We start from the raw sequence: 24,816 nt of genomic DNA, 5'->3' as shown, positions 1-24,816 counted from the left end.
TTGAGCACCAACCGGACTGACCCGTCGCAAGCGGTCGACCTGACGAATTGCGACCGGGAACCGATCCACTTCATCGGAGCGATCCAGCCGATCGGGTTCCTGCTTGCACTGAGCAGCGACTGGATGGTTTCACGGGTCTCCGCGAATTTTGCCGACTTCTTCGACCGCGAGCCGAAGGATGTCATCGGCAAGCCGGCATCGACCCTGCTGTCGCCGGACGCAATCCACGCCATCCGCAACCGGCTGTCGCTTCTGCGCAGCCCGGACGCGTCCGAACGCATCTTCCGCTGCAGCCTATTCCCCGAAAGCCGTTTGTTCGACGTCGCCGTCCATATGATCGAGGGACTGATCATCATCGAGGGCGAGCCGTCGAGCGATCATGCCTATGGCGACGCCACGGGTACCGTCCGGGGGATGATCGCGCGTCTCGACAACGCACCGACGATCGAACGTTTCTTCAACGAAGGCGCACGGCAGGTCCGCGCCCTGACAGGCTTCGACCGGGTGATGGTCTACCAGTTCGACGAGACTGGGTCCGGTGCGGTGGTCGCGGAAACGGCCAAGCCTGGCATTGGCAGCTTTCTCGGCCTGCATTACCCGGCCAGCGACATCCCGAAGCAGGCGCGCGAGCTCTACAAGCGCAACTTGCTGCGCGTGATCACCGACATCGACAGCGAGCCGGTCCCGATCGTGCCTGCGCTCAACGAGCGCAAGGAGCCGCTCGACCTCTCATTGTCGGTCCTCCGAACCGTCTCACCGATCCACATCGAATATCTGCGAAACATGGGCGTGCGCGCGTCCATGTCGATTTCGATCATCGTCGAGGGTGAGTTGTGGGGCTTGGTGGCGTGTCACCACTACAGCCCGCGCTGCCCCAGCTTCGAGCGGCGTTCGGTCGCCGAGCTGTTCGCCCAGATGTTCGCGATGCGGATCGAGTCTCGCGAGCGGAAGGCGATGGTCGAATATGAACATCGCGCACGGGACATCTCCGATCGCCTGCTGAGCATCATCGCCTCGGACGAGTCCCTGCTTGGCGATCCGATGATCCTCAACGACATCATGAACGAGGCGATCCCGGCCGACGGCGTCGGCATCTGGCTCAACGGCAATTACGCGTTCGCCGGATCGACCCCGATACGCGGGGGTTCGCGGACATCATCAATGCGCTGAACGGCGCCGCCGCGCAAAAGATCTACGCCACCGACCACATCGGCGACCTGGTGCCCGACGCCGAGCGCTACATGGACCAGGCAGCGGGAATGCTCGCCATCCCGATCAGCCGGTCGCCGAGGGATTATGTCGTCCTGTTCCGGCAGGAAAAGGTGCGGTCGGTGCGCTGGGCCGGCGACCCGCACAAGCCGGTCGAGTTCGGTCCGAACGGTCCGCGCCTGACGCCGCGCGAAAGCTTCGAAGAGTGGAAGGAGCTGGTTCGCGGCCGGTCGAACAAGTTCACGACGCCGGAGCTCCGGGTGGCTGAGACACTTCGGGCAACCTTGCTCGAGGTCGTGCTGCGAATGGCCGACGAGGCCAGCGTGCATCGCCGTGAGGCAAACGAGCGGCAGGAGCTGTTGATTGCGGAGCTGAATCACCGCGTTCGGAACATTCTATCGTTGATACGTGGGCTCATCCGCCAGTCGCGGCCCGGCCTTGAAGGCAATATCGAGGACTTCGCGAAGACCATTGATCAGCGCATCCATGCCCTTGCGCGAGCACATAATCAGATCACTGATGATCGCTGGGGCCCTGCGCCGCTCCGCGCATTATTCGATGCGGAAGTCGCCGCATTTGTCAGCGACAAGAAGCAGCGCATCCACCTGGAGGGTGAGCCGGCTCAGCTCAACCCTCAGGCCTATTCTTCGATGGCGCTCGTTATTCACGAACTCGTCACCAACAGCGCCAAGTATGGAAGCCTCAGCGACAACGGTGACGTGAATGTGAGCTGGGCGCGCGACAAAGCGAACTCGCTTGTCATCGACTGGGTTGAGGTCGGTGGACCTCCGGTGGTCGAACCAACCCGAAAGGGGTTTGGATCGACGATCATCCAGCACAGCGTATCCTATGATCTGGGCGGAAGCGCGGAGATCCAATTTCCGCCCGAGGGCTTCCGCGCCCGTTTCGTGATTCCGGCCAAGCATGTCGTTAAGCCAGAAGAGAATGGCGAGACGAGGGTCCGCGCTCCGCATCCGGATATTGCAATCACGTCGACAGACTTCGACCCGCAGTTGATTGCCGGTAAATCCGTGCTCCTGGTGGAAGACAGCCTGATCATCGCACTCGACGCCGAGGATGTCCTTCGCCGCCTGGGTGCGAAGAAGGTGGCGACAGAGGCGACGGTTCCCGGAGCGATCGCGGCGATCGAACTCGAGCGGCCGGACATCGCGGTCCTCGACATCAATCTCGGTGACACGACCAGCTTTTCCATTGCCGATCGGTTGGCAACGTTGGAAATCCCGTTCCTCTTTGCGACAGGCTATGGCGAGCAGGCACGGCTTCCAGACCGCCTCATCGACCGTCCGGTAATTCAGAAGCCCTATACCTTGGGGATCCTGTCGAGGCGGTTGCCCGAAATCCTCTAGAGCATGTCGCGGATCCGGCTGAAGAAGCCCTTCGAAGCGGGGCATTCGTCGCCGGTTTCGGTCTCGCGGAACTCCTCGAGGATCTTCTTCTGCTTGGAGTTGAGCCGTGTCGGGGTCTCGACCAGCACGCGCGCGACCAAATCGCCGCGTCCACGTCCGTTAAGAACGCTCATACCTGCTCCGCGCTGACGAAGCTGCTCGCCGGACTGGATGCCGGCGGGGATCTTGAGTTCGATCGTCTTGCCGTCGATGCCGGGCAGGTCGATGGCTCCCCGAGGGCCGCTGTCGTGAAGGTCACCGGGCATTCCGCGATCAAAGTTGTGCCTTCGCGGGCGTAGACCGGGTGGCGCTTCATGTGGACGAAGATGTAGAGATCGCCGCCGGGCGCATTGCGCACACCCGCTTCACCTTCACCGGCAACACGGATGCGAGTGCCTTCGTCGACGCCGGCCGGGATGTTGACGGTCAGCTTGCGGCGCTTGAGCGCGCGGCCTTCGCCTTCGCAATTGTGGCACGGATCGGCGATCACCTGGCCGCTGCCACGGCAGTTGGGGCAGCCCCGCTCGACCATGAAGAAGCCTTGCTGAGCACGAACCCGGCCGTGACCGCCGCAGGTGTTGCAGGTCCTCGCGCAATCTTCGGAATTGCAGCCGCGGCCCTCGCAGTTTTCGCACTGGGCCATCGCTTCGATGGAGATCGTGGCTTCAGTGCCGCCAAACGCGTCCTCCAGCGACATTTCCAGATCGTAGCGAAGGTCCGCGCCGCGCGCCGGGTTTTGCTGCCCGCCCGCGCGGTCTGCAAACTCTCCGAAGATCGACGAGAAGATGTCGGAGAAGCTTTCGAACCCGCCGGCACCCCGAACGGATCGCCACCGCCACCGTTCTGGAACGCCGCTTTTCCGAACCGGTCGTAGGCGGCGCGCTTTTGTGGGTCCTTCAGGCAATCATAGGCTTCGTTGATCGCCTTGAAATGCGCTTCCCGGTCCGCGCAGCCGTTGTGGCGATCAGGATGATGCTCCTTGGCGAGCTTGCGATAGGCGGCCTTGATCGTCTCAGGGTCCGCGCCACGCTGCACGCCAAGAACGTCGTAATAATCCTGATCCACCACTTACACGCCCCGGTACGCGCGGCTGACGCCGGCTGGGTCACAGCCGGCATCGCCCTTAGCCCTTGTTCTCGTCGTCGACCTCGGAGAATTCCGCATCGACGACGTCTTCGTCGGGCTGCGACGAAGTGCCTTCCGCACCGGCTTCACCGGTGGCGGTACCGGCCTGCTCCTGCTGGGCCTTGTACATGGCCTCGCCGAGCTTCATCGCCGCCTGCGCGAGCGCCTGCGTCTTCTGCGTCATCTGGTCGGCATCGCCGCCTTCAACCGCAGTCTTGGCTTCGGCGAGCGCAGTCTCGATTTCGGTCCGTGTAGCCTCGTCGACCTTGTCGCCATGCTCCTTGAGCTGCTGCTCAGTCGAGTGGATGAGGCTTTCGGCCTGGTTCTTGGCCTCGGCCGCACCGCGACGCTTCTTGTCGTCCTCGGCGAACTGCTCGGCTTCCTGAACCATCTTCTCGATGTCGGAATCCGACAGGCCACCAGACGCCTGGATGCGAATCTGCTGTTCCTTACCGGTGCCCTTGTCCTTCGCCGTCACGTGCACGATGCCGTTGGCGTCGATGTCGAACGTGACCTCGATCTGCGGCACGCCGCGCGGAGCAGGCGGAATTCCGACCAGGTCGAACTGGCCGAGCACCTTGTTGTCGGCAGCCATTTCGCGCTCGCCCTGGAAAACGCGGATGGTCACCGCGTTCTGATTGTCCTCGGCGGTCGAGAAAGTCTGCGACTTCTTGGTTGGGATCGTCGTGTTGCGGTCGATCATGCGAGTGAACACGCCGCCCAGCGTCTCGATGCCCAGCGACAGCGGGGTCACGTCGAGCAGGAGCACGTCCTTGACGTCGCCCTGAAGGACGCCGGCCTGGATCGCCGCGCCCATGGCGACGACTTCGTCCGGGTTCACGCCGGTGTGCGGTTCGCGGCCGAAGAATTCCTTCACCTTCTCACGCACGCGCGGCATGCGGGTCATACCGCCAACGAGAACGACGTCCGCGATATCCTTGGCGTCGAGCCCGGCGTCCTTGAGCGCCTTCTTGCACGGTTCGATGGTGCGCTGGATGAGGTCGTCGACCAGCTTTTCGAGATCGGCGCGGGTGATCGTCTCCACGAGGTGGAGCGGGGTCGTTGCGCCGCCTTCCATGCGGGCCGTGATGAACGGCTGGTTGATCTCGGTCGTCTGGGCCGAGGACAGCTCGATCTTCGCCTTCTCGGCAGCTTCCTTGAGGCGCTGCAGAGCGAGGCGGTCGGTGCGAAGGTCGATATTTTCCTTCTGCTTGAACTTGTCCGCCAGGAAATTGACGATGCGAGCGTCGAAATCTTCGCCGCCGAGGAAGGTGTCGCCGTTGGTCGACTTCACCTCGAACACGCCGTCGCCGATCTCGAGGACCGAGACGTCGAACGTGCCGCCGCCGAGATCGTAGACGGCAATCGTCTTGCCCTCTTCCTTCTCGAGGCCATAGGCGAGCGCGGCCGCGGTCGGCTCGTTGATGATACGCAGCACTTCAAGGCCCGCGATCTGGCCGGCGTCCTTGGTCGCCTGCCGCTGCGCGTCGTTGAAGTATGCGGGAACGGTGATGACCGCCTGGGTGACGGTCTCGCCAAGATACGCCTCGGCGGTTTCCTTCATCTTCTGCAGAATGAAGGCGGAAACCTGCGACGGGGAATAATCCTTGCCGCCGGCCTGGACCCATGCGTCGCCATTGTTGCCCTTGACGATCTTGTAGGGGACGAGCTCCGTATCCTTCTTGGTGATCGGATCGTCGAAGCGGCGGCCGATCAGGCGCTTCACCGCGAAAATCGTGTTGTCCGGATTTGTGACCGCCTGTCGCTTCGCAGGCTGTCCAACGAGGCGCTCACCTTCCTTGGTGAACGCGACGACCGACGGGGTCGTGCGCGCGCCTTCGCTATTCTCGATGACCTTGGGCTTGCCGCCTTCCATGACAGCAACGCAGCTGTTGGTCGTGCCCAAGTCGATGCCAATGACTTTGGCCATATCTAGTCCCTCTCTTCAAAGCCCTCTCGGCCCCGAACCAGGCAGCCGAAATGTTGATTTCGAGGGCGATATAGGTGGCGTTTAGGGAACGACAAGGATTGTTCCTCTAAGGATCGGCCGCTCGGTTTCGGATGTATTGAGCCGGAGTTGCGTTGCGTGGAATTGCTGGCAAGCGGCCGAGTGGTTTCGGCGGAGCGAGTGCGCGCCGTCTCGACCGTCACTTTGGCTATCTCAATCCTTTGTATTGTCTGGCTCTTTGCGACGGCGGACGGAACGCTCGACGCCCTCGGTCGGCCGCCTGGAACCGACTTCTCGAACGTCTGGACAGCCGGCCGCATGGTGCTCGATGGCAAGGCGCCGTTCGTTTGGTCCTGGCCTGAACACTTCGCGGTTCAGCGGGCCGTTCACGGACGCGAGGAGGTAGATGTGTTCGGGTGGCATTATCCGCCACCGTTCCTGCTGATTGCCACGGCGCTGGCGACGCTTCCGTACGTGCCGGCGCTGATCGCCTGGCAGATTTCGACACTTGCGCCGCTGACGGTGATGATATGGCGGCTGCTGCCACGCCGGGAGACGCTGTTGCTCACGCTCGGCGCGCCAGTGGCGCTCATCTGCCTCACTCATGGTCACAACGGCTTCCTGACCGCACTTCTGCTGGGCGGAGGCCTGGCGTTGATGGACCGGCGACCGTTCCTTGCTGGGATCCTCTTTGGCTGCCTGATCTACAAGCCGCAGCTTGCCCTGATCATCCCGGCGCTGCTCTTGGCCGACCGCAACTGGCGGGCGATCGCAGGGGCCTTCCTGTCGGCGGCAATTCTGGTCGCGGCAACTCTGCTCGTGTGGGGGCTGCCCGTCTGGCAGGCCTTCTTTGACAGCCTTCCACTGACCCGCGCAGTCGTGATCGAGCAGGGCGTGACCGGCTGGCATAAGATCATGAGCCCCTTCGCGACCGTAAGGATGTGGGGTGGCGGCCTAACGATGAGCTATGCTGTGCAGTTGGCCGCGACCATCGCTTCAATCACCGCAGTGGTCGTCCTGACGTGCCGCAAGGCAGACGCGGATCTACGCAATGCGCTCGTCTGCGCCGCGACGTTGCTGTCGACGCCCTACGTGCTGGATTACGACGCAGTCGTGCTTCTCCCCGCTTTGGCCTGGCTGTGGAGGCATGGCCGGGCCAACGGTTATTTGTCGTGGGAGAAAAGCCTGATGCTGTTCGCCTGGTTCACGCCGTTGGTGGCGCGGCAGGTGGGCGAATGGACACTGATACCGCTCGGACTGGCGCCGCCCTGATCGTCGCGGCGATTTCAGTTCGCCGCGCCGTCCATCAAAGCATGACCATCCCGCCGTTCACGTTCAGAGTCTGGCCCGTGACATATCCGGCTTCCTTGGACGCGAGATAGACCACTGCGGCGCCGATATCGTCACCCGTCCCCATCGCGCCCAACGGAATGCGAGACAGGATGCCCTCACGTTGCTGGTCGTTGAGCGCGTCGGTCATCGCGGACGTCATGAACCCCGGGGCGATTGCGTTCACGGTGATGCCCCGGCTGGCGAGTTCCTGGGCCACGGATTTCGTCATTCCGATCAGGCCGGCCTTGGATGCGACATAGTTTGCCTGACCCGGGTTGCCGGTCACTCCGACGACCGAAGTGATCGAGATGATCCGTCCGAAGCGGGCCTTCATCATCGGCTTGGCGGCTGCACGCATCAGGCGGAACGCTGCTTCGAGGTTGATGCGGATCACGTCCTCGAACTCCTCGTCCTTCATCCGCATGAGGAGATTGTCTTTGGTCACGCCGGCATTGTTGACGAGGATGTCGAGCTTTCCGAGCGCTTCTACCGCCTGCGGTACGAGCTGGTCGACCGCCGCGCCGTCCGAAAGATTGCAAGGTAGGGCGACGTGATCGCCACCGAGACTGGCTCGAAAACTCTCAAGCTTCTCGACATTGCTGCCCGACACCGCGAGGCGCGCACCTTGCGCCGAAAGGGCCTTGGCGATGGAGCTGCCGAGGCCACCCGAAGCGCCGGTCACCAGCGCGGTCATGCCGGTCAGGTCGAACATCATGCAATCTCCTTCGCGAGCGCTTCGATATCTTCGATCGACACGACGCTTGTCACCTTGGCATCGGGCAGGATGCGCTTGACCATCGGGCCAAGCACCTTCCCGCCGAGCTCCACGAATTCGACGACGCCGGTCTCGCCCATGTTGAGTACGCTTTCGCGCCAACGGACCATTCCCGTGACCTGCTCGACCAGAAGGTTGCGGATCGTGTCCGGATCGTTTTCAGCCTGCGCGGTGACGTTGGCAAAGACCGGTACGGCAAGATCGCCCACCACCACATAGCTCAGCGCATCCTGCATCGCGTCGGCGGCTGGCTGCATCAATGGGCAATGGAACGGCGCGGAGACGGGGAGGGCGATGGCACGCTTGGCACCCATCTCCTTCGCGATCTCGATCGCCCGGTCGATCGCGCCTTTGTGACCGGAGATGACGACCTGGCTCGGGTCATTGTCGTTGGCGACGGTGCAGACTTCGCCCTGAGCAGCGGCGTCCGCAATGCGACGCGCGAGCTCAAGGTCTGCACCCAGCAGCGCAGCCATTGCGCCCTGGCCGACTGGAACCGCCTGCTGCATCGCCTGGCCGCGCAGCTTGAGCAATTTCGCGGTTGTCGAAAGATCGAAGGCGCCAGCAGCACAGAGTGCGGAATATTCTCCGAGGCTGTGCCGGCGACGAAATTCGCCGCCTTCGCAAGATCGACGCTGCCTTCCTTGGTCAGTGCCGCGAACACCGCCATCGAGTTCGCCATGATCGCCGGCTGCGCGTTCTCGGTGAGCTTCAGCTCGTCCTCAGGCCCTTCGCGCATCAGCCGCGAAAGGTTCTGGCCGAGCGCTTCGTCGACCTCCTCAAGAACGTCGCGCGCTGCCCTGCTCGCGCCGGCGAGCGCGTCGCCCATGCCAACCGCCTGGCTGCCCTGACCTGGAAAAAGGAATGCGCGCATTTCTGCCCCGTTCTGACCGAAGGCAGCGCCGATTGCACAGGGGCCGTGAAGCTGCAACACCTGTGCCCCGATGACTCACGAGATCAAGGCCCCGCCGCGCCAGATCGGCCTTTGGACCTGCCTCGCCCTGGTCATCGGCAACACCATCGGAACGGGCATCTTCCTGATCCCGGCCGCGCTCGCACCGTTCGGCTGGAATGCGCTTTACGGCTGGGGGATCACGATCGGCGGCGCGCTGTGCCTCGCCTATGTGTTCGCGTCGCTGGCCCGGCTGATGCCGGAGGCCGGCGGGCCTTACGACTACATCACCAGTGCGTTCGGACCGATGGCGGGCTTCTTCGTGATGTGGGCTTATTGGATATCGCAATGGGTTACGAACGCCGGGATCGGCATCGGCCTCATCAGTTACCTGTCGCCGTTCGCCCCCGAGTTCTTCGCCAGGCCGGCCGTAGGGCCGCTCTGCGCCATCGGCATGGTCATCATGATGACAGCAATCGCCCTCCGAGGGGTCAAGGCGTCCGGATCGATCCAGATCGTCACGACGATCCTCAAGGTCATTCCGCTTCTGACCGTAATCTTCGTCGCCGTGATTGTGCTTGGCACCGGGGACGGATCCGATGCAACCGCCGCAAACATCGCTCCAACACCCATCAGCATTGCGGCCATCGCGGGGGCCGCAGCTCTGGCTCTCTGGCCGATGCAGGGCTTCGAGGCCGGATGCATTCCGGCGGGGCGTGTGCTTGATCCCGGCCGGACGATCGCTCGCGCGACCCTGTTCGGCACGTTGTTCGTTGGCGTCGTCTATGTGCTCGTCACGCTTGCGGTCTTCTTGCTTCTGCCGTCGGAGATCGCAGCGCAGTCGAGCGCACCGCTCGCCGATCTCATTGGCCGTTTCTGGGGATCGGAGGCGGGGAAGATCATTGCGGCCTTCGCGGCTATCAGCGCGCTCGGCGCCCTGAACGGCTGGGTGTTCCTTCAGGCCGAGGTCCTGCTCGTGCTGGCGGAGCGGGGCGTGTTCCCGCGCTTCTTCGCCCGGGTGAACAACAAGGGCATGCCGGTCTATGCCCAACTGGTCGGCTGCACGCTGAGCGTCGCCCTGATTGCCACCAACCTGAGCGGCGGAATGATCGAGATTTACTCCTTCATCGTCCTTCTGGCGACGGTGGCCACTCTCGTTCTCTATCTCGCCGGCGCGGTGACGATGCTGGCATTGATCAAGCAGGGTAAAGCGAAGGGCGCCGCGGTAACCTTCACGGCTCTAGTCGGCGCCACCTATGCCTTGTGGACATTCTATGGCGCCGGTGCCGAAGCGACCATGTGGGGCGCAGCACTGCTGGCCACCGGAGTTCCTGTCTATCTCCTGATGAGGCGCTCAAGTCCGAGCGCGAGTGAAAGTCTGCGTCTGTAGCGTCCGCGTCAATCGAAACTGCGGGGGAGCAGAACGATGGCAGACAGCGACGAAGGCAAAATGGGCATCTGGATGACGTCGGCCCTGGTGGTCGGGACCGTCATCGGGGCCGGCATTTTCATGCTCCCGGTCAGCCTGGCGCCGCTGGGTCCTAATGCCCTTTGGGCCTGGCCGATCAGCGGTATCGGCATCCTTTGCATCGCGTTAGCTCTTGCACAGGTATCCCGGCTCGGCGGAGACGGAATCCAGGCCAACATCGAGCGCGAGTTCGGACCGACCGTCGCTTTCCTCGTCGCCTGGTCTTTCTGGTTTTCGAACTGGGTCGCCGGCGCGTCGCTGGCAGTGGGCGCCGCAGCCGCATTGTCCTTCGTCGGTGCGCCGTTCAACGCGAGTCAGTCGGTCGTGCCGCTGGCCATTCTCTGCGTCGTCGTCCTGACCATCGTGAATGCATTCGGAGTTCGCGCAGCAGGCGGCCTGTCAATCCTGACCGTGGCGATCAAGGTGCTGCCACTGTTGGCAGTGGTCTGGCTGTTTGCGGAGCGCGGGTCAGGTCCAGTTCCCTTCGAACAGCTTACACCAACGCCGATCACCTTCGCGAACGTGGCTGCCGCTACGGCCCTGACGTTCTACGCGCTCACGGGGTTCGAGAATGCGACGGCGCCGGTGGGCAAGGTCCGGGACGCAGAGCGTACACTGCCCCGCGCAATCTTCCGTGGGACGGTCTTCGTCGTCGTCCTCTACATGGCGGCGGGGACCGCCATCCTGCTGCTCCTGCCAGCGAACGTCATCGTCAACTCGCCTGCGCCATACGCCGATGTGCTGGTGTCCCGGTGGGGCAATGTCGCCGCATCGCTGGCCGCACTGACGATTGCGGTGAGTGCGTTCGGGTGCCTCAACGGACTGATCCTCGGCACCGGGGAATTGACCTACTCGCTGGCCTTGCGCGGCGACCTTCCAGCCTCGCTGGCGAGGACGCATGGCGCAGGAACGCCGGTTGCTGCCCAGGTCGTCGTCGCAATCCTGATGATCCTACTCTTGCTCGCCAACAGCAGCCGCGCGACCGCAAGCCTCTTCACCTTCATCATCTTGCTGCCGGCAGCGGGGATCCTGCCGCTCTACGCCGTCGGCGCTCTCGCAGCCTGGAAGGCGAACCCCAACACCGGTTCCCGGCTGATCGTCGGCGTCGCGCTCGTGTTCGTCCTATTCGCAGCTTACGGCGTCGGTCTCGAAGCGAACCTCTGGTGCCTTGTGCTCTTGGCCGCCGGTCTTGCGATCCGGGCGGTCATGCATCGGCTCAATTCGCGCGGCGGCTCCATCCCTCTGGGGGAGGCGATTCCTGCCGCGCCTCCGGGATCATCCGCCTGAGCTTCTTGGCGAAACTGCGAAGGCAAACCTCGCTCGTTCCTAGCGGACCGGCGACGTAGGCGGGCGATTGCATGCCGAGCTGCACGCGAGTGATCAGCTCGGTATCCTCGGCGTTCACTCGCCGATTGATGCGCCAGTTGAGGTAGCGGACCGCCTTCATCTCGCGGCGGTCGTCGGGAAGGCCGTAGCTGATCTCCCGAATGACGCTCTCAGTGGCACTGACCGGCAGGAACTGCATGAAGTCGACCTGGTCCGGGTAGATATCGAACGCGACGTTCGGGAAAAGTTTGTAATACAGCCACTTGCGCTGGTGGCTTTCCGGCAGGTGATCCACCCTCGGCAAGTGATGCTGATAGACACGCTCCGATGGATTGGCCGAGACTTTTTCGACGAGGTCGCCCTCCATTTTGTCGACCCAATTCTGTGCTTCGATCCGGTAGCTGCGTCCAAACAGGCGGGTCAGGCCGGGATGGCCGACAGGGATATGCAGGTGATCCGAATAATTGTCGGAGATCGTCTTCCAGTTGAGCGCGCGGGGGCGGAGCCTGACCTGCTGAAGCGGGCGCAGCTCCTCGAAACGGTACGGCTCGATCTCTTGCTCGTACGGAGCCATGATTTCGGCTACCGATGGGACCCCGGGCTCGAGCGTGACGAACAGGAACCCGCGCCAGTTCTCCAGTGAGACGGGGAACAGGCTGAGCTGATCCGTTTGCAAGCCCGGATATTCCTGCCGGTGCGGAACGCCCACAAGCCGCCCGTCACGTGAAAAGCTCCACGCGTGATAGGGACAAGTCAGAACCTTCGAGCAGCCACCGGTTCCGTCGACGAGCCGCGAACCGCGGTGGCGGCACACATTCGAGAAGGCGCGGATCTGACGGTCGTCGCCGCGAATGACGATGATGCTCTCGCCAAGATACTCCAGCGTGCGCCACTCGCCCGGTTCCGCGATCTCGCTCTCGTGACAGACGACTTGCGGCGATGCCCGCAGGAAGGCGCGCTTTTCGGCTTCGAAGAATTCCGGATCGTAATAGAGCCATCCGGGGAGGCTCATGTTCTCCAGCGGGTCGTTCGTCGGTGATACCGACTTGAGCTGCGTCGCCATGGCTCAGATGTGCCACGACTAGGGCTCCCGGCGCAATCGGGAGCCCTTCGCCGCAATCAATAGGCGCCGTAGGCCGTTGGGAACTGCGCATGGATGATTGCGCCCGTCGGCAACTGACACTGACCTGCGCCGCCGCCGGCCATACCGGAACTCGGCCGGGCGAGAGAGAAGTTGCATCGCATGAACCCGCCCGGCCCTGCAAATTCGCGAGGATCTGGCCGCTGTAGTGGGTGATCGTTTCGTCGGACGGACCCCAGGGCCCCATCCGCCCCAGCCGTAACCCAGCGACGGCCGCCCCAGCCGCGACCCCAACCCCAGCCGGGACCCCATCCATTCCACAGCGAGCCGAAGTCCGTGACCCGGGATTCCTGAGTGACCTGGAAGAATTGACCCTGGAACACCTGCCCATTGGTCAGGCTGGCGACCATTGTTCCTCGGGTTGCACCGGTTTGAGTGTAAGTGAATGTCGCACCGACGTTGCCGACCGCCGACTGTCCCGTGCCGACGCCGGACGTGGTGCAGCCTGCCAAGGCCAGCACGGCGAGCGATCCGCCAATTGCAAGTTTACGCATAGTGAGCTCCTTCCGGAACGGTAACGAACGAGAGTGGCGGCGGCTCCGCTCCGGACTTGCGTTTTGGGGGCTGTTCCGTCATAGGCCCCACCGCTGGCGCGGAGGGTCACCTTCCGCGCTTGTGCTTTTTGGAAGACAGCCGGAGGGGCGTGCCACTGGGGCACGTCAGCGATCGGCCAACATAGGTGCATTGAAACATGCCGCTCTACGAGCATGTTTTCCTCGCGCGTCAGGATCTGGCTCAGGCCCAGGTCGATGCGCTTGCGGAAAACGCTACCAAGATCGTTACCGACAATGGCGGTAAGGTCGTCCGGACGGAGAACTGGGGTCTCCGCAACATTGCTTATCGCATCGCTAAGAACCGCAAGGCCCATTACGTCGCGCTCGACATCGATGCGCCGGCGCCGGCCATTGCCGAGCTTGAGCGCCAGACGAACATCAACGAGGACGTCATCCGTTTCCTCACCCTTCGCGTCGACGAGCATGAGAGCGGTCCGTCCGCGATGATGCGCCGTGGCGAACGCGACCGTGAGCGTGGCCCGCGCGACGATCGTGGTGATCGTGGTGACCGCGGCGGCTTCGGCCGCGACCGTGGCGACCGCGCCCCGCGTGGCGAAGAGATGGAGGCCTAACCCATGGCACGTGCATTTTTCCGCCGCCGCAAGAGCTGCCCGTTCTCCGGCAAGGACGCCCCCAAGATCGACTACAAGGACATCCGCCTGCTTCAGGGCTTCATGTCCGAGCGTGGCAAGATCGTTCCGAGCCGCATCACCGCGGTGTCCACCAAGAAGCAGCGTGAGCTGGCGAAGGCGATCAAGCGCGCCCGCCACATCGGCCTGCTTCCCTACGTCGTGAAGTAAGGAGAGGACGACATGGAAGTCATCCTGCTCGAACGCGTCGAAAAGCTCGGCAGCATTGGCGACGTCGTCACCGTCAAGAACGGTTTCGCGCGCAACTATCTGCTGCCGAACAAGAAGGCGCTCCGTGCCAACGAGTCGAACCGCAAGGTCTTCGAGGCTAATCGCGCGAAGATCGAGGCGGACAACGCCGAGCGTCGCACCGATGCTGAGAAGTCGGCCAAGGGCGTCGATGGCAAGACGGTTCAGCTGATCCGCCAGGCTTCGAACACGGGCCAGCTGTACGGTTCGGTTTCGGCCCGCGACATCGTCGAGGCGCTCGACGCCGACGGTGCCAAGGTCGTCAAGAGCCAGATCGTTCTCGATCGTCCGATCAAGACCATCGGCGTTCACGAGGTGAAGGTTGCGCTGCATCCGGAAGTCTCGGTCGTCGTGAAGGTCAACGTCGCGCGTTCGCCGGAAGAGGCGGACCTGCAGGCGCAGGGCGTCGACGTCCTTGCCCAGATGTTCGAGGACGAGGCTGCTCCGGCCGCGGAGGACCTCGCTCCCGAAACTCCGGCAACGGAGGAGGCGGAAGCCGCTCCGGCCGAGGCTGAGGCTGAAGCCGAGGAAGCTCCGGCCGCTGAAGCTGAGGCTGCCGAGACGGCCGAAGACGAGCAGTAAGCTCTTTTCGACGTCGGAAATTTGGGCCGCTGGAGCAATCCGGCGGCCTTTTTCTTTGCGGTTTCAATCCGTTCGTCGAGAAAAGGGCACTCGCGCTTTCCATTCGTCGCAATCCGGTCAGGGCTGGCGGAACGGCTGTCCCGCTCCCCCTGTTATGCATTCGAGAGCAAGCGGGGCGATGCGAGTAGGAGAGTGAGCATGGAAGGCGAACGCGAGCAGACCCGTGACCAGAACGAAGGCAGCGGACAGCAGCAGCCTTTGGGCCAGCAGAACCAGAACGAGCAGGGACAGCAGTCCCAGCAGCAGTTCGGGCAGAACCAGAACCCGCAGTCGACCGGTCAGCAGGGCGGCTCCGGTTCCCAGGAACCGGGTCTCGGCAACCAGGGCGACCAGGAATATGGCCAGAGTGGCGGGCAGAGCTCGACCGGTCAGGCCAATCAGAGCGACACGGATACGCTGAGCCAGAGCGACCAGTCGAATCTCGGCGGATCCCAGTCACAGTCGGGCCAGAGCCCCGATGGCGGCTTTGTCGGCAACCAGAACGAGGATTCCGGCGAATATCTGCAGCAAGGCGGAAGTCCCGAATCGGGCTTTGCCGAGCAAGGTCGCGGAGCGTCGAACCAGAGCGATATCGAACGCAACTCGGAGCGCTCGCAGGACAGCGAAAGCGACATCGAAGGTTCGAGCGGCAACATCTGACGCTTGAGGTCTTGAAGGAAGCGCCGCGCCCGCAACTACGGGCGCGGCGTTTTCTTATTCGGCAGGAACCGCCGTACGCTCGAGAAGGGCGGTTTCGCTTTCCACGAGCGGAGCAAAGCTGGGCGGGACAGGATCCGCTGAACATAGGCGATCGTCTTCGGGTAACGGCTTTCATCAAGCTCGGTCCTGAGGTGCCGCAAGTTCACGAACGGGCTCGCGACGGAAATGTCCGCGACGGTGAGCGAATCCCCGACCAGGTAGCCGTCGCCCTCTGGCGCGACGCGCTCGATGTAATCGAGAATCGGCGGAAGTTCGCTGCGTTCCGCGAGGTCGGCAGCGTCCTGGTCACCCGGAATCCCAATGAAGCGCGGGCCGACGATGCGGTTGAAGAACATCTTGGCCCGCAGGCGGCCATGATCGTGTCGGAAAACTCATCGAACCAGACGACCTTGCCCGAGCTTGGGGTCGGCCGGGATCAGAGACGGTGTCGGGTGCTTCGCTTCCAGGTAGTGGATGATCGCACTGGAATCCGCGAGGCAATAGTCGCCGTCTTGCAGGGCCGGCATCTTCTTGAACGGGCTGGCCTCGCAGAACTCCGGCGAATGGTTAGGAAAGCCGGTCCCCTTCAATTCAAATTCGAGGCCCTTCTCGTGCATGTAGGCCGCAACCTTGCGAACGAAGGGTCGAGCCATAGAGAATCATTGCGCTGCCTTCCTTCGAATGGTCCGAATGTTCGCAGTAACGGCGCTCATCCGCGCATTTTAGCGGATGCGGTAATAGTCCGCGATGCGGTCGAGCGCGAGGGTCAGCACGAGCTTCCCGGCGCGCGCCGGCCAGCCCAGCGCGCTTTCGGCCTCCCGCATACCTTCGCCGGAACATACGACCCGCCAGAGAATGTCGGACAGGCCGGGGCCAGCAGCATCGATGGCGGACTGGAAGCGGCGCTTGGCGTCGATCTGCGCTCCGCCGAGGTCGACGTCGGAGCCTGACCCGCCGCGACGCCCGGATACCGGTGCCGCATCCCAAGCCATGGTGATCCGGGGCGCGAGCTGCGCTCGCTCCCAGTCCGAGCGGAGTTGCTCGCCCGCGTCGAACTGCCTGCGCGTCACCAACTGTCGCGAGAATAGCCACCCGAGCGGAGATTCGGCGAGGTTGACGGTAACCGATCGGGCCGCTCGTGCCTTTGATGAGCGTGCCTTCGGCGCGTTGTTGGGGCCGATAGCGCGCTCTGCCAAGATGCGTCCATTACCATCCCGAGTCATCCAACCTCCCGTTCAAACGATTCGCTGGGTGACTTGCCACAATGGAAAATCTGTAGGACAGAGGAAAAACCGTATAGGTTAAGAAGCGGCGGGGCGGCAATGATCACGCGAATTCGGGAAGTCAGGAGAGCACGGGGATGACCCTCGACGACGTGGCGAAGGCATGTAATCCCCGACCACGCCGCAGACCATCGGCCGGTTGGAGACGGGGATGCGGACCGTCTCGATCATCTGGCTGAACCGGATCGCCGAGGCCCTTGGGGTCGACGCCGCGGATCTGGTTGATGGCGGTGGCGGCGAAAAGGTTGAGCTGCCTGTGGTTGCGGTGCTTGGCGTTCTTGGTGCAACTGCCCCCAAGCGCACGAGCGTCGTCGTCCCTCCGCGGCCGAAGGGCGGTCAGGTCGCTATCACCGTCTCAGCAAGCAAGGGCGATTACCGGGCCGGGGACGAGATTTGGTGCGAGACCGTCGAAGCCGACGGATTCGCTGGCGCTCTCAACCGGGACGTCCTGGTGCCGAGACCGGCCGGTCGCTTCCTGTTCGGCCGCCTCATCGACCGCGATGCGGAACGGCTGCAACTTCTGCCGCCGGGAGCCGGTGGGCGGCAGCAGATCGTCGCCAACCCGCCATGGATTGCCGTCGCCACGAAGCTGGTGCGTTCGCTTTAGGGCACGTTCTCGGTGAGAAGGTCGTAAGTGGCGACCAACTCGTCCTTCTGGTTGAAGACTTCGACCGCCCAGCGAACCACTCCGGTTTCCTCGCTCTTCAGCGACTTCGACCGAACACTGAGTTCGACCCGCATGGAATCGCCCGGATAGAGCGGAATCAGGAAACGGAGATTCTCAAGGCCTGTGTTGGCCAGCACGGGACCCGGATCCGGATCGACGAACAGGCCCGCCGCGAAGCTCAGGATCAGGTAGCCGTGAGCGACGCGGCCTTCGAAGATCGGTGAGGCCTTGGCCGCTTCCTCATCCATGTGGGCATAGAATTTGTCGCCGGTGAATTCCGCGAAATGCTCGATGTCGGCAATGCTGACCGTCCGGCTTTCGGTCTTCCATGTGTCGCCGATCTCAAGTTCGGACATGGTTCGCCGGAAGGGATGAACGTCGATAAGGTGCTTCGGCGCGCCCGGCACATATTGTCCGGTGATCGCGGCGATCATGGTCGGGGACGACTGGATCGCGGTGCGCTGCATGTAGTGCTTCACGCCGCGAATGCCGCCCATTTCCTCGCCGCCGCCCGCGCGTCCGGGGCCGCCGTGGACGAGGACGGGCAGGGGAGAACCGTGCCCGGTCGATTCCTTCGAGTTGGTGCGGTCGATGACAAGCATTCGCCCGTGGTAGGCCGCGGCACCACCGATGAAGTCGCGCGCAGCGTCGGCGGAATGGGTGAAGAGCGATAGCGCCAGGCTGCCTTTGCCGCGGTTTGCTAGCGCAATGGCATCGTCTAGGTCGCGGTAGGGCATGATTGTCGAAACCGGACCGAACGGCTCGACATCGTGGACGGCCACCGTCGACCACGGATCGTCGGTGCGCAGGAGAACTGGCGGGAGGAACGCTCCGCCTGCGACTGCCGAATCGGCCGACGGGTTACCCGCGACGATCCTCGCGCCGGCTGCTTCAAGCTCCGCGATCTTCTGCCGTACATCGTCACGCTGCGACAGGCTGACGAGCGCGCCCATGCGCGTGTCCGCGGATCGCGGATCGCCAACTTTCGTCGATGCGAGCTTTTCGGCCAGCGCCTGCTGGACCGCATCTAGGTATGCAGCCGGCGCCATGGCGCGGCGGATGGCCGTGCACTTCTGACCCGCTTTCACCGTCATTTCGATCGCGACTTCGCGGACGAAAAGATCGAACTCCGGCGTGCTAGGGGCCGCGTCTGGTCCAAGCACCGAGGCGTTGAGGCTGTCCTGCTCGGCGATGAAGCGAACCGACTCGCGCATGACGGTCGGATGGGTGCGGAGCTTCAGTGCTGTCGATGCGGAACCGGTGAAACTGACGACGTCCTGTCCGGTAAGATGATCGAACAGGTCGCCGACCCCGCCCACGATCAGCTGCAACGCGCCCGTTGGGAGAACGCCGGAGTCCGTCATGATCCGGACCGCCGCCTCGGTGAGATAAGCAGTCGAGGATGCCGGCTTCACGATTGCGGGAACGCCCGCGAGGAAAGTGGGCGCGAGCTTCTCCAACATTCCCCAGACCGGGAAGTTGAAGGCGTTGATGTGCACCGCCGCGCCCTGCAGCGGCGTGTAGATGTGCTGACCGACGAAGCTGCCCGACTTGGACAAGGGCTCGACCGCGCCATCCATCAGTACATGCGCGTCGGGAAGCTCGCGACGGCCCTTGGACGAAAAGGAAAACAGCGTGCCCGCGCCGCCTTCGATGTCGATCCACCCGTCCTTGCGGGTCGCGCCGGTGAGGTAGTTGAGCTCGTACAGCTCTTCCTTGCGGGCCATGATCGCCTGGCCGAGCGCCTTCAGCACTCGCGCCCGCTCGTGGAAGGTCAGCTTGCGCAAGGCCGGCCCGCCAACATCCCTGGCGTGCTTCAGCATTTCGCCGAAGTCGATGCCGCCCGATCCCGTCGTCGCGACCGGCGCACCGTCAATTGCGCTCTGGAGCTCCGCGAGCTTGCCTTCGCCAGGGGTCCAACGGTCGAAAGCGTAATTCAACAATTGCACGGTCATCGGGTCACCTCGCCGCGGCGTCATTGCGGGCAGCGGTCTCGCGACGCAATAGGAGCGCCGATGACCCAAGAGCGGCGCCTCACGATTCTCCGAATGACATTCTGGGCCGCGACTGTGTTCGCGTTCGTCATGGCGATCATTCCGATCCCGCCGCAGCTTCCCGGCGAGCCATCGGACAAGGTCCAGCATATGTCGGCGTTCGCCGTCCTCGGGTACTCGCCTTCTTTGCGTATCCGCGCACGAAGATCCTGGCCCTGTGTGTTTGGCTGTCGCTGTTCGGAGCCTTCATCGAACTGGTTCAGGCAATCCCCGCATTGCATCGCGATGCGGACATCCTCGACTGGGTCGCCGATACGGTTGCTGCTGCAGTCGTCCTGGTCACCTTAAGCGTTGCATTTCGGCGCAGTAGATGGCCGGTTCCGGGTGGAGAATCCTGAGCGCTTGTGCGCGGCGGAAAAATGCGACAATCCTGCCGCCAAGAGCAACGCTGGGGTTAAAAATGCGTAAACTCATCAAGGGTTTAGTGGTTGTTACTGCGCTGGTGCTAGCGGGCTGCGAAACGGCTCCGCCGCCGCCGCCGAAGGTGGCCGAACCGGTCGCCCAGCCGCTTCCGTACCGTTGGACCCAGGGCAATGCGGAGAAGGCGCACAAGGCCATGGTCGACACGTTCGGCAAGGCCTTCCTGACGCCAGGCAATTTCGTCTGGGCGGAGACGGTGCCGACGGAGGGGAATCCGAAGATCGTCATCGATCTGCTGGTGCAGACCGCATACGTCTATCGCGGCGACGTCCTTGTTGGCGCGGCCTCGATCTCCAGCGCCAAGACCGGAATGGTGACGCCGCTGGGCTTCTGGAAGATTCTCGAGAAGCGAAAGGACTATCGCTCGAGGAAGTATAACAATGCGTCCATGCCCTACATGCAGCGCATCGACGAATATGGCATTGCGCTCCACGGCGGCGTGAACCCCGGGTATCCGGCGAGCCACGGCTGCGTTCGCATGCCGATGAAGTTTGCGGAGAAGCTGTTCGGCTTCACCAAGCTCGGCACGGAAGTGATTATCGAAGGCTAGGCCTAGCGCCCGGCGAAGTTCGGCGGGCGTTTTTCCAGGAAGGCGGTGACGCCTTCGCGATAGTCCTCGGAGAAGCCCAGTCGGCGCATCTGGTCGCGCTGGCGGTTGAGTTCCTGTTCGAGCGTGTGCGACCAGCTTTCGCGGATCATCCGCTTGATCGCGCAGAGTCCCAGGGGCGGGAGCGACGCGAGCTTCCGGGTGATGCCATCGACCTCAACGTCCAACTCTTCATCGTCGACGCATTTCCAGATCATTCCCCAGTCTTCGGCCGTCTCCGCGCTGATCGGCTCTCCCGTCAGGGCGAGCCCCATCGCGCGGGCCTGGCCGATCAAGCGGGGCAGGACCCAGGTTCCTCCACTATCGGGGATCAAGCCGATGGCGGCGAAACTCTGGATGAATTTCGCCGAGCGCGCCGCAACCACCATGTCGCAAGCAAGAGCGACGTTCGCTCCAGCGCCGGCGGCCACGCCGTTCACGCGCGCAATCACCGGGATCTTGAGCTCGGCGATCTTTCGGACGAGGGGATTCCATCCGGTCTCCACGGTCATGCCCAGATCGACCGGATGCCCCCAACAGAGACCTGGCGATCGTTTAGGTCCTGGCCCGCACAGAAGCCGCGGCCGGCGCCCGTGAGGACCAGCACGCGAGAACCCGCTGCTTCGTCGATGGCGTGCTTCAGCTCGTCATGCATGGCGGCTGTGAAGCTGTTCAGCCGGTCAGGCCGGTTCAGCGTGATGCGGGCGACGGGCCCGTCGGTCTCCAACAGGATCGTTTCATATTCGGCCATCCGACTCTCCCCGGCCCTGACTACGAACAAAAGGGATGCCGAAACAAGCTGGCGCCGATAGTGAAAGCCGATGGACGCCGATCAACTCGCCAACCGCGTCGCGCATGAGATGCTGGCCGCCGAGGGGACGGGGCCGTCCTGGGGAATCGAAATCGAGGAGGCCCGTGAGGGCTACGTTCGTCTCCGGATGACCTTGCGCGACGACATGTTGAACGGGCACGGCATCGCGCACGGCGGAATGGTCTTCAGCCTTGCCGACACGGCGTTCGCTTATGTCTGCAACGGTGGCAATGAGCGAACCGTCGCCGCCCAGGCCAACATCGTCTTTCTCGATGCCGCGAAAGCGGGCGAAACGCTGATCGCGGAAGCGGAGGAAATCAGCCGAGTCGGGCGCAGCGGAGTGACTCGTGTCACGGTGCGGGCGAGTGACGGTCGGCCGATCGCCGAGTTCACAGGATATTCTCGGACGATCGGCGGCGCCATCGTCGAGGTTTGAACGTTAGGCCCGACAGAGCTACATCGCTGCCCATGTATACCACCGAGCTTTCGAAGACGGCGAAGATCCAGAACCTTGAGGACCCCAAGCTCCTCGAAGCATTCGAGGCGCGCGTTGCGGCTGACGAGTTCATCGAGCCGAAGGACTGGATGCCCGAGGCCTATCGCCGCACGCTGACGCGGCAGATTTCGCAGCATGCTCACTCTGAGATCGTCGGCATGCTTCCGGAAGGCAATTGGATCACGCGTGCGCCGTCGCTGCGCCGCAAGGCGATCCTGCTCGCAAAGGTGCAGGACGAGGCGGGGCACGGCCTTTACCTCTATTGCGCGGCGGAGACGCTCGGCACGAGCCGCGAGGAGATGATCGAGGCGCTGCACAGCGGCAAGGCCAAGTACTCGACCATCTTCAATTACCCGACGCTGACCTGGGCAGACATCGGCGCGATCGGCTGGCTGGTCGACGGCGCGGCGATCATGAACCAGGTGCCGCTGCAGCGGACGAGCTACGGCCCCTATGCCCGTGCGATGGTCCGCGTGTGCAAGGAAGAGAGCTTCCACCAGCGCCAGGGCTACGAAATCATGATCGCCATGGCGAATGGCACGCCTGAGCAAAAGCGGATGGCGCAGGACGCGCTCAACCGCTGGTGGTGGCCGTCGCTAATGATGTTCGGTCCGCCGGACGAGGACAGCCCGAACACCGCGCAGTCAATGCGCTGGCGGATCAAGCGCGAGACTAATGACGAGCTTCGCCAGAAGTTCGTCGACATCACCGTCCCGCAAGCGGACTTCCTGGGCCTCAAGGTTCCGGATGCCGCTCTCGAGTGGAACGAGGAGAAGGGCGGCTACGACTTCGGCGTCGTCGACTGGGAAGAATTCTACTCGGTCGTCCGCGGGAAGGCCCTGTCGCGAAGGAACGCATGGAGGCCCGCCGCAAGGCCTGGGAAGACGGCGCCTGGGTCCGCGACGCTGCCGCTGCGCATGAAGCGAAGCGCCGCGAGAGGAAGGCCGCGTGAGCCATGACTGGCCGCTCTGGAAGTCTTCGTCCGCACCAAGGGCGGTCTTTCGCATCGCCACTTTGGAAGCGTTCATGCTCCTGACGCGGAGCTCGCGCTCCGCCACGCGCGCGACACCTACACGCGGCGCATGGAAGGGGTGAGCATCTGGGTCGTGCCCTCGGCGGAGATCACCGCCTCCGACCCTGAGCAAGCGGGTGAGCTGTTCGAGCCGGCGGCCGACAAGATTTACCGGCACCCGACGTTCTACGAGATCCCGGACGAGGTGAAGCACATCTGATGGCTTCGCTGCCGCCGATCGACCTGCCGACCGGAGCGACCGGGAAGGGCAGCTTCGACGCGCCGTCCGCCGGTGCGCCGGACCCGGTGCGGTTCGACTATCTGCTGCGCCTTGGCGATGACTCGCTGATCCTCGGCCAGCGACTGAGCGAATGGTGCGGGCACGGGCCGGTGCTGGAGGTCGACCTCAGCCTTGCGAACCTGTCGCTCGACCTGATCGGGCAGGCGACGCATCTGCTCGAAGAGGCAGGCGACGGGGACAAGCTGGCGTTCCATCGCGACGTGCTCGATTTCCGCAATTGCTGGCTGGTCGAGCAGCCCAACGGCGACTTCGCGCGGACGATGGCGCGGCATTTCCTGTTCTCCACCTGGCAGCACATGCTGTTCGATCGGCTGACCCGGTCAAGCGATCGTTTCCTCGTCGAATTCGCGTCGAAGGCGGTGAAGGAAGTCGCGTATCACCGCGAACTGTCGGCTGAGTGGGTGATCCGCCTTGGCGACGGCACGGAGGAGAGCGCTCGGCGAATGGCGGAAGGGCTCGACTGGAACTGGCGCTTCGTGCCGGAGCTGTTCGAGGTCGACGAGACGCTGCAGGCGCTGATCGATCGCGGCATCGCGCCGGACCCGCGCGAGTTCGAGGATGAATATCGGTCGGCGATTGCTGCAGTGCTTGCCGAAGCCAAGTTGGAGGTTCCGGCTGATCAGCGCCCGATCCTCGGCGGCCGGCGCGGCCATCACAGCGAGCATCTTGGGCATCTGCTGGCGGTGGTGCAGTTCCTGCCGCGCACCTACCCCGACGCGACGTGGTGATGGACAAGCATTTCCACACGCTTGAGGTCGCGGAGATTGTCCCCGAGACCGCAGAAGCCAATTCGATCCGCTTTGTCATCCCGCCCGAGCTTCGCGAGTCGTTTGCTTTCAAGGCAGGGCAGCATCTGACGCTAAAGGCGGAGATCGACGGCGAGGACGTGCGCCGCAATTATTCGCTCTGCACCGCGCCGGCCGAGCAGGACTGGATGGTCACCGTCAAGCGGATCGCGGGCGGCCTATTTTCCAACTGGGTGGGCGACAATCTGAAGGCCGGTGACACGGTCGAAGTCATGCCTCCGCACGGCAGCTTCACGACCGAGTTCGCGCCCACCGCCAAGCGCCACATCGTCGGGATCGCTGGCGGCTCCGGCATCACGCCGGTGCTCTCGCTGTTGAAGACCACGCTGAAGGAAGAGCCCGAGAGCCAGTTCACCCTTCTCTACGGTAATCGAGACAGCAGCTCGATCATCTTCCTCGAAGAACTGGCCGAGCTGAAGGACCGCTACCTCGGCCGCCTGTCGCTTCATCATTTCCTCGCCGAGGAAGAGGGCGACATCGACCTCTTCAACGGCATGCTCGACCGTGCGCGCTGCGATGAGGCGATCACCTCGCTGGTCGGCGATCCAGCAAGCGTCGACGCCTGGTTCATCTGCGGCCCCGGACCGATGATGGATGCGGCGGAAGGCGCTTTGCTCGACCGCAACATCGACAAGGAGCGCATCCATATCGAGCGCTTCACCGCCGATCGCCCGTCCGCTGCGCTCGCCGCGGAGATGGCGCAGCTCCAGACGCAGGCGGCCGGCACGACGATGTCGGTCACGCTCGACGGCCGTACCCGGAAGGTTGCGTTCACCGAAGCCAACATCCTCGACAGTACTCGCGCTTCCGGTCTTCCGGCGCCGTTCGCCTGCAAGGCGGGCGTTTGCGCCACGTGCCGGGCGAAAGTGACCAGCGGAAAAGTCGAAATGGCTGCCCGCTACGGCCTGACGGACGAAGAGATCGCATCCGGCTACGTCCTCACATGCCAGTCGGTGCCCGTCGGCGACGGGGTCGCAGTGGATTACGACGCTTAGGCGCGCTAAGC

At 63.5% G+C, this 24,816-nt stretch carries 25 protein-coding genes and 3 pseudogenes; 16 read left to right on the top strand and 12 right to left on the bottom strand.

What is annotated here, in order from left to right:
* Together H9L15_RS19870 and H9L15_RS19865 are read left to right on the top strand one after the other, a co-directional pair.
* A complete protein-coding gene (locus tag H9L15_RS19870; protein WP_317617530.1) occupies window positions 1-1,170 on the top strand; it encodes a GAF domain-containing protein in 1,170 nt (389 codons plus the stop codon).
* A complete protein-coding gene (locus tag H9L15_RS19865) occupies window positions 1,095-2,576 on the top strand; it encodes an HWE histidine kinase domain-containing protein (RefSeq protein WP_317617649.1) in 1,482 nt (493 codons plus the stop codon). The genes H9L15_RS19870 and H9L15_RS19865 overlap by 76 nt, the downstream gene beginning before the upstream one ends.
* On the opposite strand, the pseudogene dnaJ reads toward H9L15_RS19865, so the two are convergent.
* Window positions 2,573-3,683: pseudogene (gene dnaJ / locus H9L15_RS12960) on the bottom strand (molecular chaperone DnaJ). The gene H9L15_RS19865 and the pseudogene dnaJ overlap by 4 nt on opposite strands.
* 55 nt (window positions 3,684-3,738) lie before the next feature.
* Window positions 3,739-5,670: a molecular chaperone DnaK gene (gene dnaK, locus H9L15_RS12955; RefSeq protein WP_187714354.1), complete on the bottom strand. Its 1,932-nt coding sequence runs from the start codon at window positions 5,668-5,670 to the stop codon at window positions 3,739-3,741.
* Window positions 5,671-5,826: 156 nt separating this feature from the next.
* Here dnaK and H9L15_RS12950 point away from each other — a divergent pair, with 156 nt between their 5' ends.
* On the top strand, window positions 5,827-6,960 hold the full coding sequence (locus H9L15_RS12950) for a glycosyltransferase family 87 protein (RefSeq protein WP_223276257.1): 1,134 nt from the start codon (window positions 5,827-5,829) through the stop codon (window positions 6,958-6,960).
* Window positions 6,961-6,994: 34 nt separating this feature from the next.
* Here H9L15_RS12950 and fabG read toward each other — a convergent pair whose 3' ends face one another.
* Window positions 6,995-7,732, bottom strand: a complete 738-nt coding sequence (fabG, locus tag H9L15_RS12945; RefSeq protein WP_187715906.1) for a 3-oxoacyl-[acyl-carrier-protein] reductase — start codon at window positions 7,730-7,732, stop codon at window positions 6,995-6,997.
* Window positions 7,732-8,669 (bottom strand): annotated as a pseudogene (gene fabD, locus H9L15_RS12940) (ACP S-malonyltransferase). The gene fabG and the pseudogene fabD overlap by 1 nt, the downstream one beginning before the upstream one ends.
* Before the next feature lie 70 nt (window positions 8,670-8,739).
* Here fabD and H9L15_RS12935 point away from each other — a divergent pair.
* Window positions 8,740-10,077: an APC family permease gene (locus H9L15_RS12935; protein WP_187714353.1), complete on the top strand. Its 1,338-nt coding sequence runs from the start codon at window positions 8,740-8,742 to the stop codon at window positions 10,075-10,077.
* Window positions 10,078-10,113: 36 nt separating this feature from the next.
* On the top strand, window positions 10,114-11,442 hold the full coding sequence (locus H9L15_RS12930) for an APC family permease (protein WP_187714352.1): 1,329 nt from the start codon (window positions 10,114-10,116) through the stop codon (window positions 11,440-11,442).
* Here the strand turns inward: H9L15_RS12930 and H9L15_RS12925 are convergent.
* Together H9L15_RS12925 and H9L15_RS12920 are read right to left on the bottom strand one after the other, a co-directional pair.
* Window positions 11,372-12,544, bottom strand: coding sequence for an aromatic ring-hydroxylating oxygenase subunit alpha (locus H9L15_RS12925; RefSeq protein WP_187714351.1), 1,173 nt, complete (start codon window positions 12,542-12,544; stop codon window positions 11,372-11,374). The genes H9L15_RS12930 and H9L15_RS12925 overlap by 71 nt on opposite strands.
* A gap of 56 nt (window positions 12,545-12,600) precedes the next feature.
* On the bottom strand, window positions 12,601-13,116 hold the full coding sequence (locus H9L15_RS12920) for a hypothetical protein (protein WP_187715956.1): 516 nt from the start codon (window positions 13,114-13,116) through the stop codon (window positions 12,601-12,603).
* A 197-nt stretch (window positions 13,117-13,313) separates the two neighbouring features.
* Here H9L15_RS12920 and rpsF point away from each other — a divergent pair, with 197 nt between their 5' ends.
* The 4 genes from rpsF (at window position 13,314) to H9L15_RS12900 (ending at window position 15,335) form a co-directional block, all read left to right on the top strand.
* Entirely contained in the window at window positions 13,314-13,748 is a 435-nt protein-coding gene (gene rpsF / locus H9L15_RS12915) for a 30S ribosomal protein S6 (RefSeq protein ID WP_187714350.1), read from the top strand.
* A 3-nt stretch (window positions 13,749-13,751) separates the two neighbouring features.
* Window positions 13,752-13,976: a 30S ribosomal protein S18 gene (gene rpsR, locus H9L15_RS12910; RefSeq protein WP_187714349.1), complete on the top strand. Its 225-nt coding sequence runs from the start codon at window positions 13,752-13,754 to the stop codon at window positions 13,974-13,976.
* 12 nt (window positions 13,977-13,988) lie between these two features.
* Window positions 13,989-14,636 carry a 50S ribosomal protein L9 gene (gene rplI, locus H9L15_RS12905; RefSeq protein ID WP_187714348.1) on the top strand — a complete coding sequence of 216 codons (648 nt, stop codon included), beginning with the start codon at window positions 13,989-13,991 and terminating at the stop codon, window positions 14,634-14,636.
* 198 nt (window positions 14,637-14,834) lie between these two features.
* Window positions 14,835-15,335, top strand: a complete 501-nt coding sequence (locus H9L15_RS12900) for a hypothetical protein (protein WP_187714347.1) — start codon at window positions 14,835-14,837, stop codon at window positions 15,333-15,335.
* A gap of 35 nt (window positions 15,336-15,370) precedes the next feature.
* Here H9L15_RS12900 and H9L15_RS17965 read toward each other — a convergent pair whose 3' ends face one another.
* The 3 genes from H9L15_RS17965 to H9L15_RS12890 all read right to left on the bottom strand — a co-directional run bounded on the left by H9L15_RS17965 (window position 15,371) and on the right by H9L15_RS12890 (window position 16,597).
* Complete coding sequence (locus H9L15_RS17965) at window positions 15,371-15,730, bottom strand: glutathione S-transferase family protein (protein WP_223276256.1); 360 nt, start codon at window positions 15,728-15,730, stop codon at window positions 15,371-15,373.
* A 36-nt stretch (window positions 15,731-15,766) separates the two neighbouring features.
* On the bottom strand, window positions 15,767-16,027 hold the full coding sequence (locus H9L15_RS17960; RefSeq protein WP_223276255.1) for a glutathione S-transferase family protein: 261 nt from the start codon (window positions 16,025-16,027) through the stop codon (window positions 15,767-15,769).
* A 69-nt stretch (window positions 16,028-16,096) separates the two neighbouring features.
* Window positions 16,097-16,597 carry a DUF6456 domain-containing protein gene (locus tag H9L15_RS12890; RefSeq protein ID WP_398286219.1) on the bottom strand — a complete coding sequence of 167 codons (501 nt, stop codon included), beginning with the start codon at window positions 16,595-16,597 and terminating at the stop codon, window positions 16,097-16,099.
* Window positions 16,598-16,696: 99 nt separating this feature from the next.
* Between H9L15_RS12890 and H9L15_RS12885 the strand changes: the two are divergent.
* Window positions 16,697-17,264 (top strand): annotated as a pseudogene (locus H9L15_RS12885) (helix-turn-helix domain-containing protein).
* Here the strand turns inward: H9L15_RS12885 and paaZ are convergent.
* Complete coding sequence (gene paaZ / locus H9L15_RS12880; RefSeq protein WP_187714346.1) at window positions 17,261-19,279, bottom strand: phenylacetic acid degradation bifunctional protein PaaZ; 2,019 nt, start codon at window positions 19,277-19,279, stop codon at window positions 17,261-17,263. The pseudogene H9L15_RS12885 and the gene paaZ overlap by 4 nt on opposite strands.
* Before the next feature lie 499 nt (window positions 19,280-19,778).
* Here paaZ and H9L15_RS12875 point away from each other — a divergent pair, with 499 nt between their 5' ends.
* Window positions 19,779-20,348: a L,D-transpeptidase family protein gene (locus H9L15_RS12875; RefSeq protein WP_187714345.1), complete on the top strand. Its 570-nt coding sequence runs from the start codon at window positions 19,779-19,781 to the stop codon at window positions 20,346-20,348.
* 2 nt (window positions 20,349-20,350) lie between these two features.
* Here H9L15_RS12875 and H9L15_RS12870 read toward each other — a convergent pair whose 3' ends face one another.
* On the bottom strand, window positions 20,351-20,896 hold the full coding sequence (locus H9L15_RS12870) for an enoyl-CoA hydratase-related protein (protein ID WP_262984814.1): 546 nt from the start codon (window positions 20,894-20,896) through the stop codon (window positions 20,351-20,353).
* Window positions 20,893-21,135, bottom strand: coding sequence for an enoyl-CoA hydratase-related protein (locus H9L15_RS19065; protein WP_262984813.1), 243 nt, complete (start codon window positions 21,133-21,135; stop codon window positions 20,893-20,895). Before H9L15_RS19065 ends, H9L15_RS12870 begins: the two co-directional genes overlap by 4 nt.
* A gap of 70 nt (window positions 21,136-21,205) precedes the next feature.
* Here H9L15_RS19065 and paaI point away from each other — a divergent pair, with 70 nt between their 5' ends.
* The 5 genes from paaI to H9L15_RS12845 are packed head-to-tail and all read left to right on the top strand — an operon-like array spanning window position 21,206 to window position 24,805.
* A complete protein-coding gene (gene paaI, locus H9L15_RS12865) occupies window positions 21,206-21,631 on the top strand; it encodes a hydroxyphenylacetyl-CoA thioesterase PaaI (protein WP_187714344.1) in 426 nt (141 codons plus the stop codon).
* Between the two features lie 32 nt (window positions 21,632-21,663).
* A complete protein-coding gene (gene paaA / locus H9L15_RS12860) occupies window positions 21,664-22,650 on the top strand; it encodes a 1,2-phenylacetyl-CoA epoxidase subunit PaaA (RefSeq protein WP_223276253.1) in 987 nt (328 codons plus the stop codon).
* Window positions 22,651-22,923 (top strand): 1,2-phenylacetyl-CoA epoxidase subunit PaaB, encoded by a 273-nt coding sequence (gene paaB / locus H9L15_RS12855; RefSeq protein ID WP_187715904.1) that lies wholly within the window; start codon window positions 22,651-22,653, stop codon window positions 22,921-22,923.
* Entirely contained in the window at window positions 22,923-23,732 is an 810-nt protein-coding gene (paaC, locus tag H9L15_RS12850) for a 1,2-phenylacetyl-CoA epoxidase subunit PaaC (protein ID WP_187714343.1), read from the top strand. Before paaB ends, paaC begins: the two co-directional genes overlap by 1 nt.
* On the top strand, window positions 23,732-24,805 hold the full coding sequence (locus tag H9L15_RS12845) for a ferredoxin--NADP reductase (protein WP_187714342.1): 1,074 nt from the start codon (window positions 23,732-23,734) through the stop codon (window positions 24,803-24,805). Before paaC ends, H9L15_RS12845 begins: the two co-directional genes overlap by 1 nt.
* The last annotated feature ends 11 nt before the right edge of the window (window positions 24,806-24,816 follow it).

Origin of the sequence: Sphingomonas daechungensis, assembly GCF_014489495.1 — a bacterium.
Classification (GTDB): domain Bacteria; phylum Pseudomonadota; class Alphaproteobacteria; order Sphingomonadales; family Sphingomonadaceae; genus Sphingomicrobium; species Sphingomicrobium daechungense.
This window is presented reverse-complemented; position numbering and strand designations above follow the sequence as displayed.

Excerpts from the sequence above, each read along its gene's own strand:
- H9L15_RS17960 (WP_223276255.1), bottom strand. The coding sequence starts at position 16,027 with ATGGCTCGACCCTTCGTTCGCAAGGTTGCGGCCTACATGCACGAGAAG.
- paaI (WP_187714344.1), top strand. The coding sequence starts at position 21,206 with ATGGACGCCGATCAACTCGCCAACCGCGTCGCGCATGAGATGCTGGCC.
- H9L15_RS12845 (WP_187714342.1), top strand. The coding sequence starts at position 23,732 with ATGGACAAGCATTTCCACACGCTTGAGGTCGCGGAGATTGTCCCCGAG.
- H9L15_RS12920 (WP_187715956.1), bottom strand. The coding sequence starts at position 13,116 with ATGCGTAAACTTGCAATTGGCGGATCGCTCGCCGTGCTGGCCTTGGCA.
- fabG (WP_187715906.1), bottom strand. The coding sequence starts at position 7,732 with ATGTTCGACCTGACCGGCATGACCGCGCTGGTGACCGGCGCTTCGGGT.
- H9L15_RS12900 (WP_187714347.1), top strand. The coding sequence starts at position 14,835 with ATGGAAGGCGAACGCGAGCAGACCCGTGACCAGAACGAAGGCAGCGGA.
- H9L15_RS12935 (WP_187714353.1), top strand. The coding sequence starts at position 8,740 with ATGACTCACGAGATCAAGGCCCCGCCGCGCCAGATCGGCCTTTGGACC.
- H9L15_RS12930 (WP_187714352.1), top strand. The coding sequence starts at position 10,114 with ATGGCAGACAGCGACGAAGGCAAAATGGGCATCTGGATGACGTCGGCC.
- H9L15_RS19065 (WP_262984813.1), bottom strand. The coding sequence starts at position 21,135 with ATGGCCGAATATGAAACGATCCTGTTGGAGACCGACGGGCCCGTCGCC.
- H9L15_RS12875 (WP_187714345.1), top strand. The coding sequence starts at position 19,779 with ATGCGTAAACTCATCAAGGGTTTAGTGGTTGTTACTGCGCTGGTGCTA.
- rpsR (WP_187714349.1), top strand. The coding sequence starts at position 13,752 with ATGGCACGTGCATTTTTCCGCCGCCGCAAGAGCTGCCCGTTCTCCGGC.
- dnaK (WP_187714354.1), bottom strand. The coding sequence starts at position 5,670 with ATGGCCAAAGTCATTGGCATCGACTTGGGCACGACCAACAGCTGCGTT.
- rplI (WP_187714348.1), top strand. The coding sequence starts at position 13,989 with ATGGAAGTCATCCTGCTCGAACGCGTCGAAAAGCTCGGCAGCATTGGC.
- H9L15_RS12870 (WP_262984814.1), bottom strand. The coding sequence starts at position 20,896 with ATGACCGTGGAGACCGGATGGAATCCCCTCGTCCGAAAGATCGCCGAG.
- paaZ (WP_187714346.1), bottom strand. The coding sequence starts at position 19,279 with ATGACCGTGCAATTGTTGAATTACGCTTTCGACCGTTGGACCCCTGGC.
- rpsF (WP_187714350.1), top strand. The coding sequence starts at position 13,314 with ATGCCGCTCTACGAGCATGTTTTCCTCGCGCGTCAGGATCTGGCTCAG.
- H9L15_RS12890 (WP_398286219.1), bottom strand. The coding sequence starts at position 16,597 with ATGACTCGGGATGGTAATGGACGCATCTTGGCAGAGCGCGCTATCGGC.
- H9L15_RS12925 (WP_187714351.1), bottom strand. The coding sequence starts at position 12,544 with ATGGCGACGCAGCTCAAGTCGGTATCACCGACGAACGACCCGCTGGAG.
- paaA (WP_223276253.1), top strand. The coding sequence starts at position 21,664 with ATGTATACCACCGAGCTTTCGAAGACGGCGAAGATCCAGAACCTTGAG.
- paaC (WP_187714343.1), top strand. The coding sequence starts at position 22,923 with ATGGCTTCGCTGCCGCCGATCGACCTGCCGACCGGAGCGACCGGGAAG.
- H9L15_RS17965 (WP_223276256.1), bottom strand. The coding sequence starts at position 15,730 with ATGTTCTTCAACCGCATCGTCGGCCCGCGCTTCATTGGGATTCCGGGT.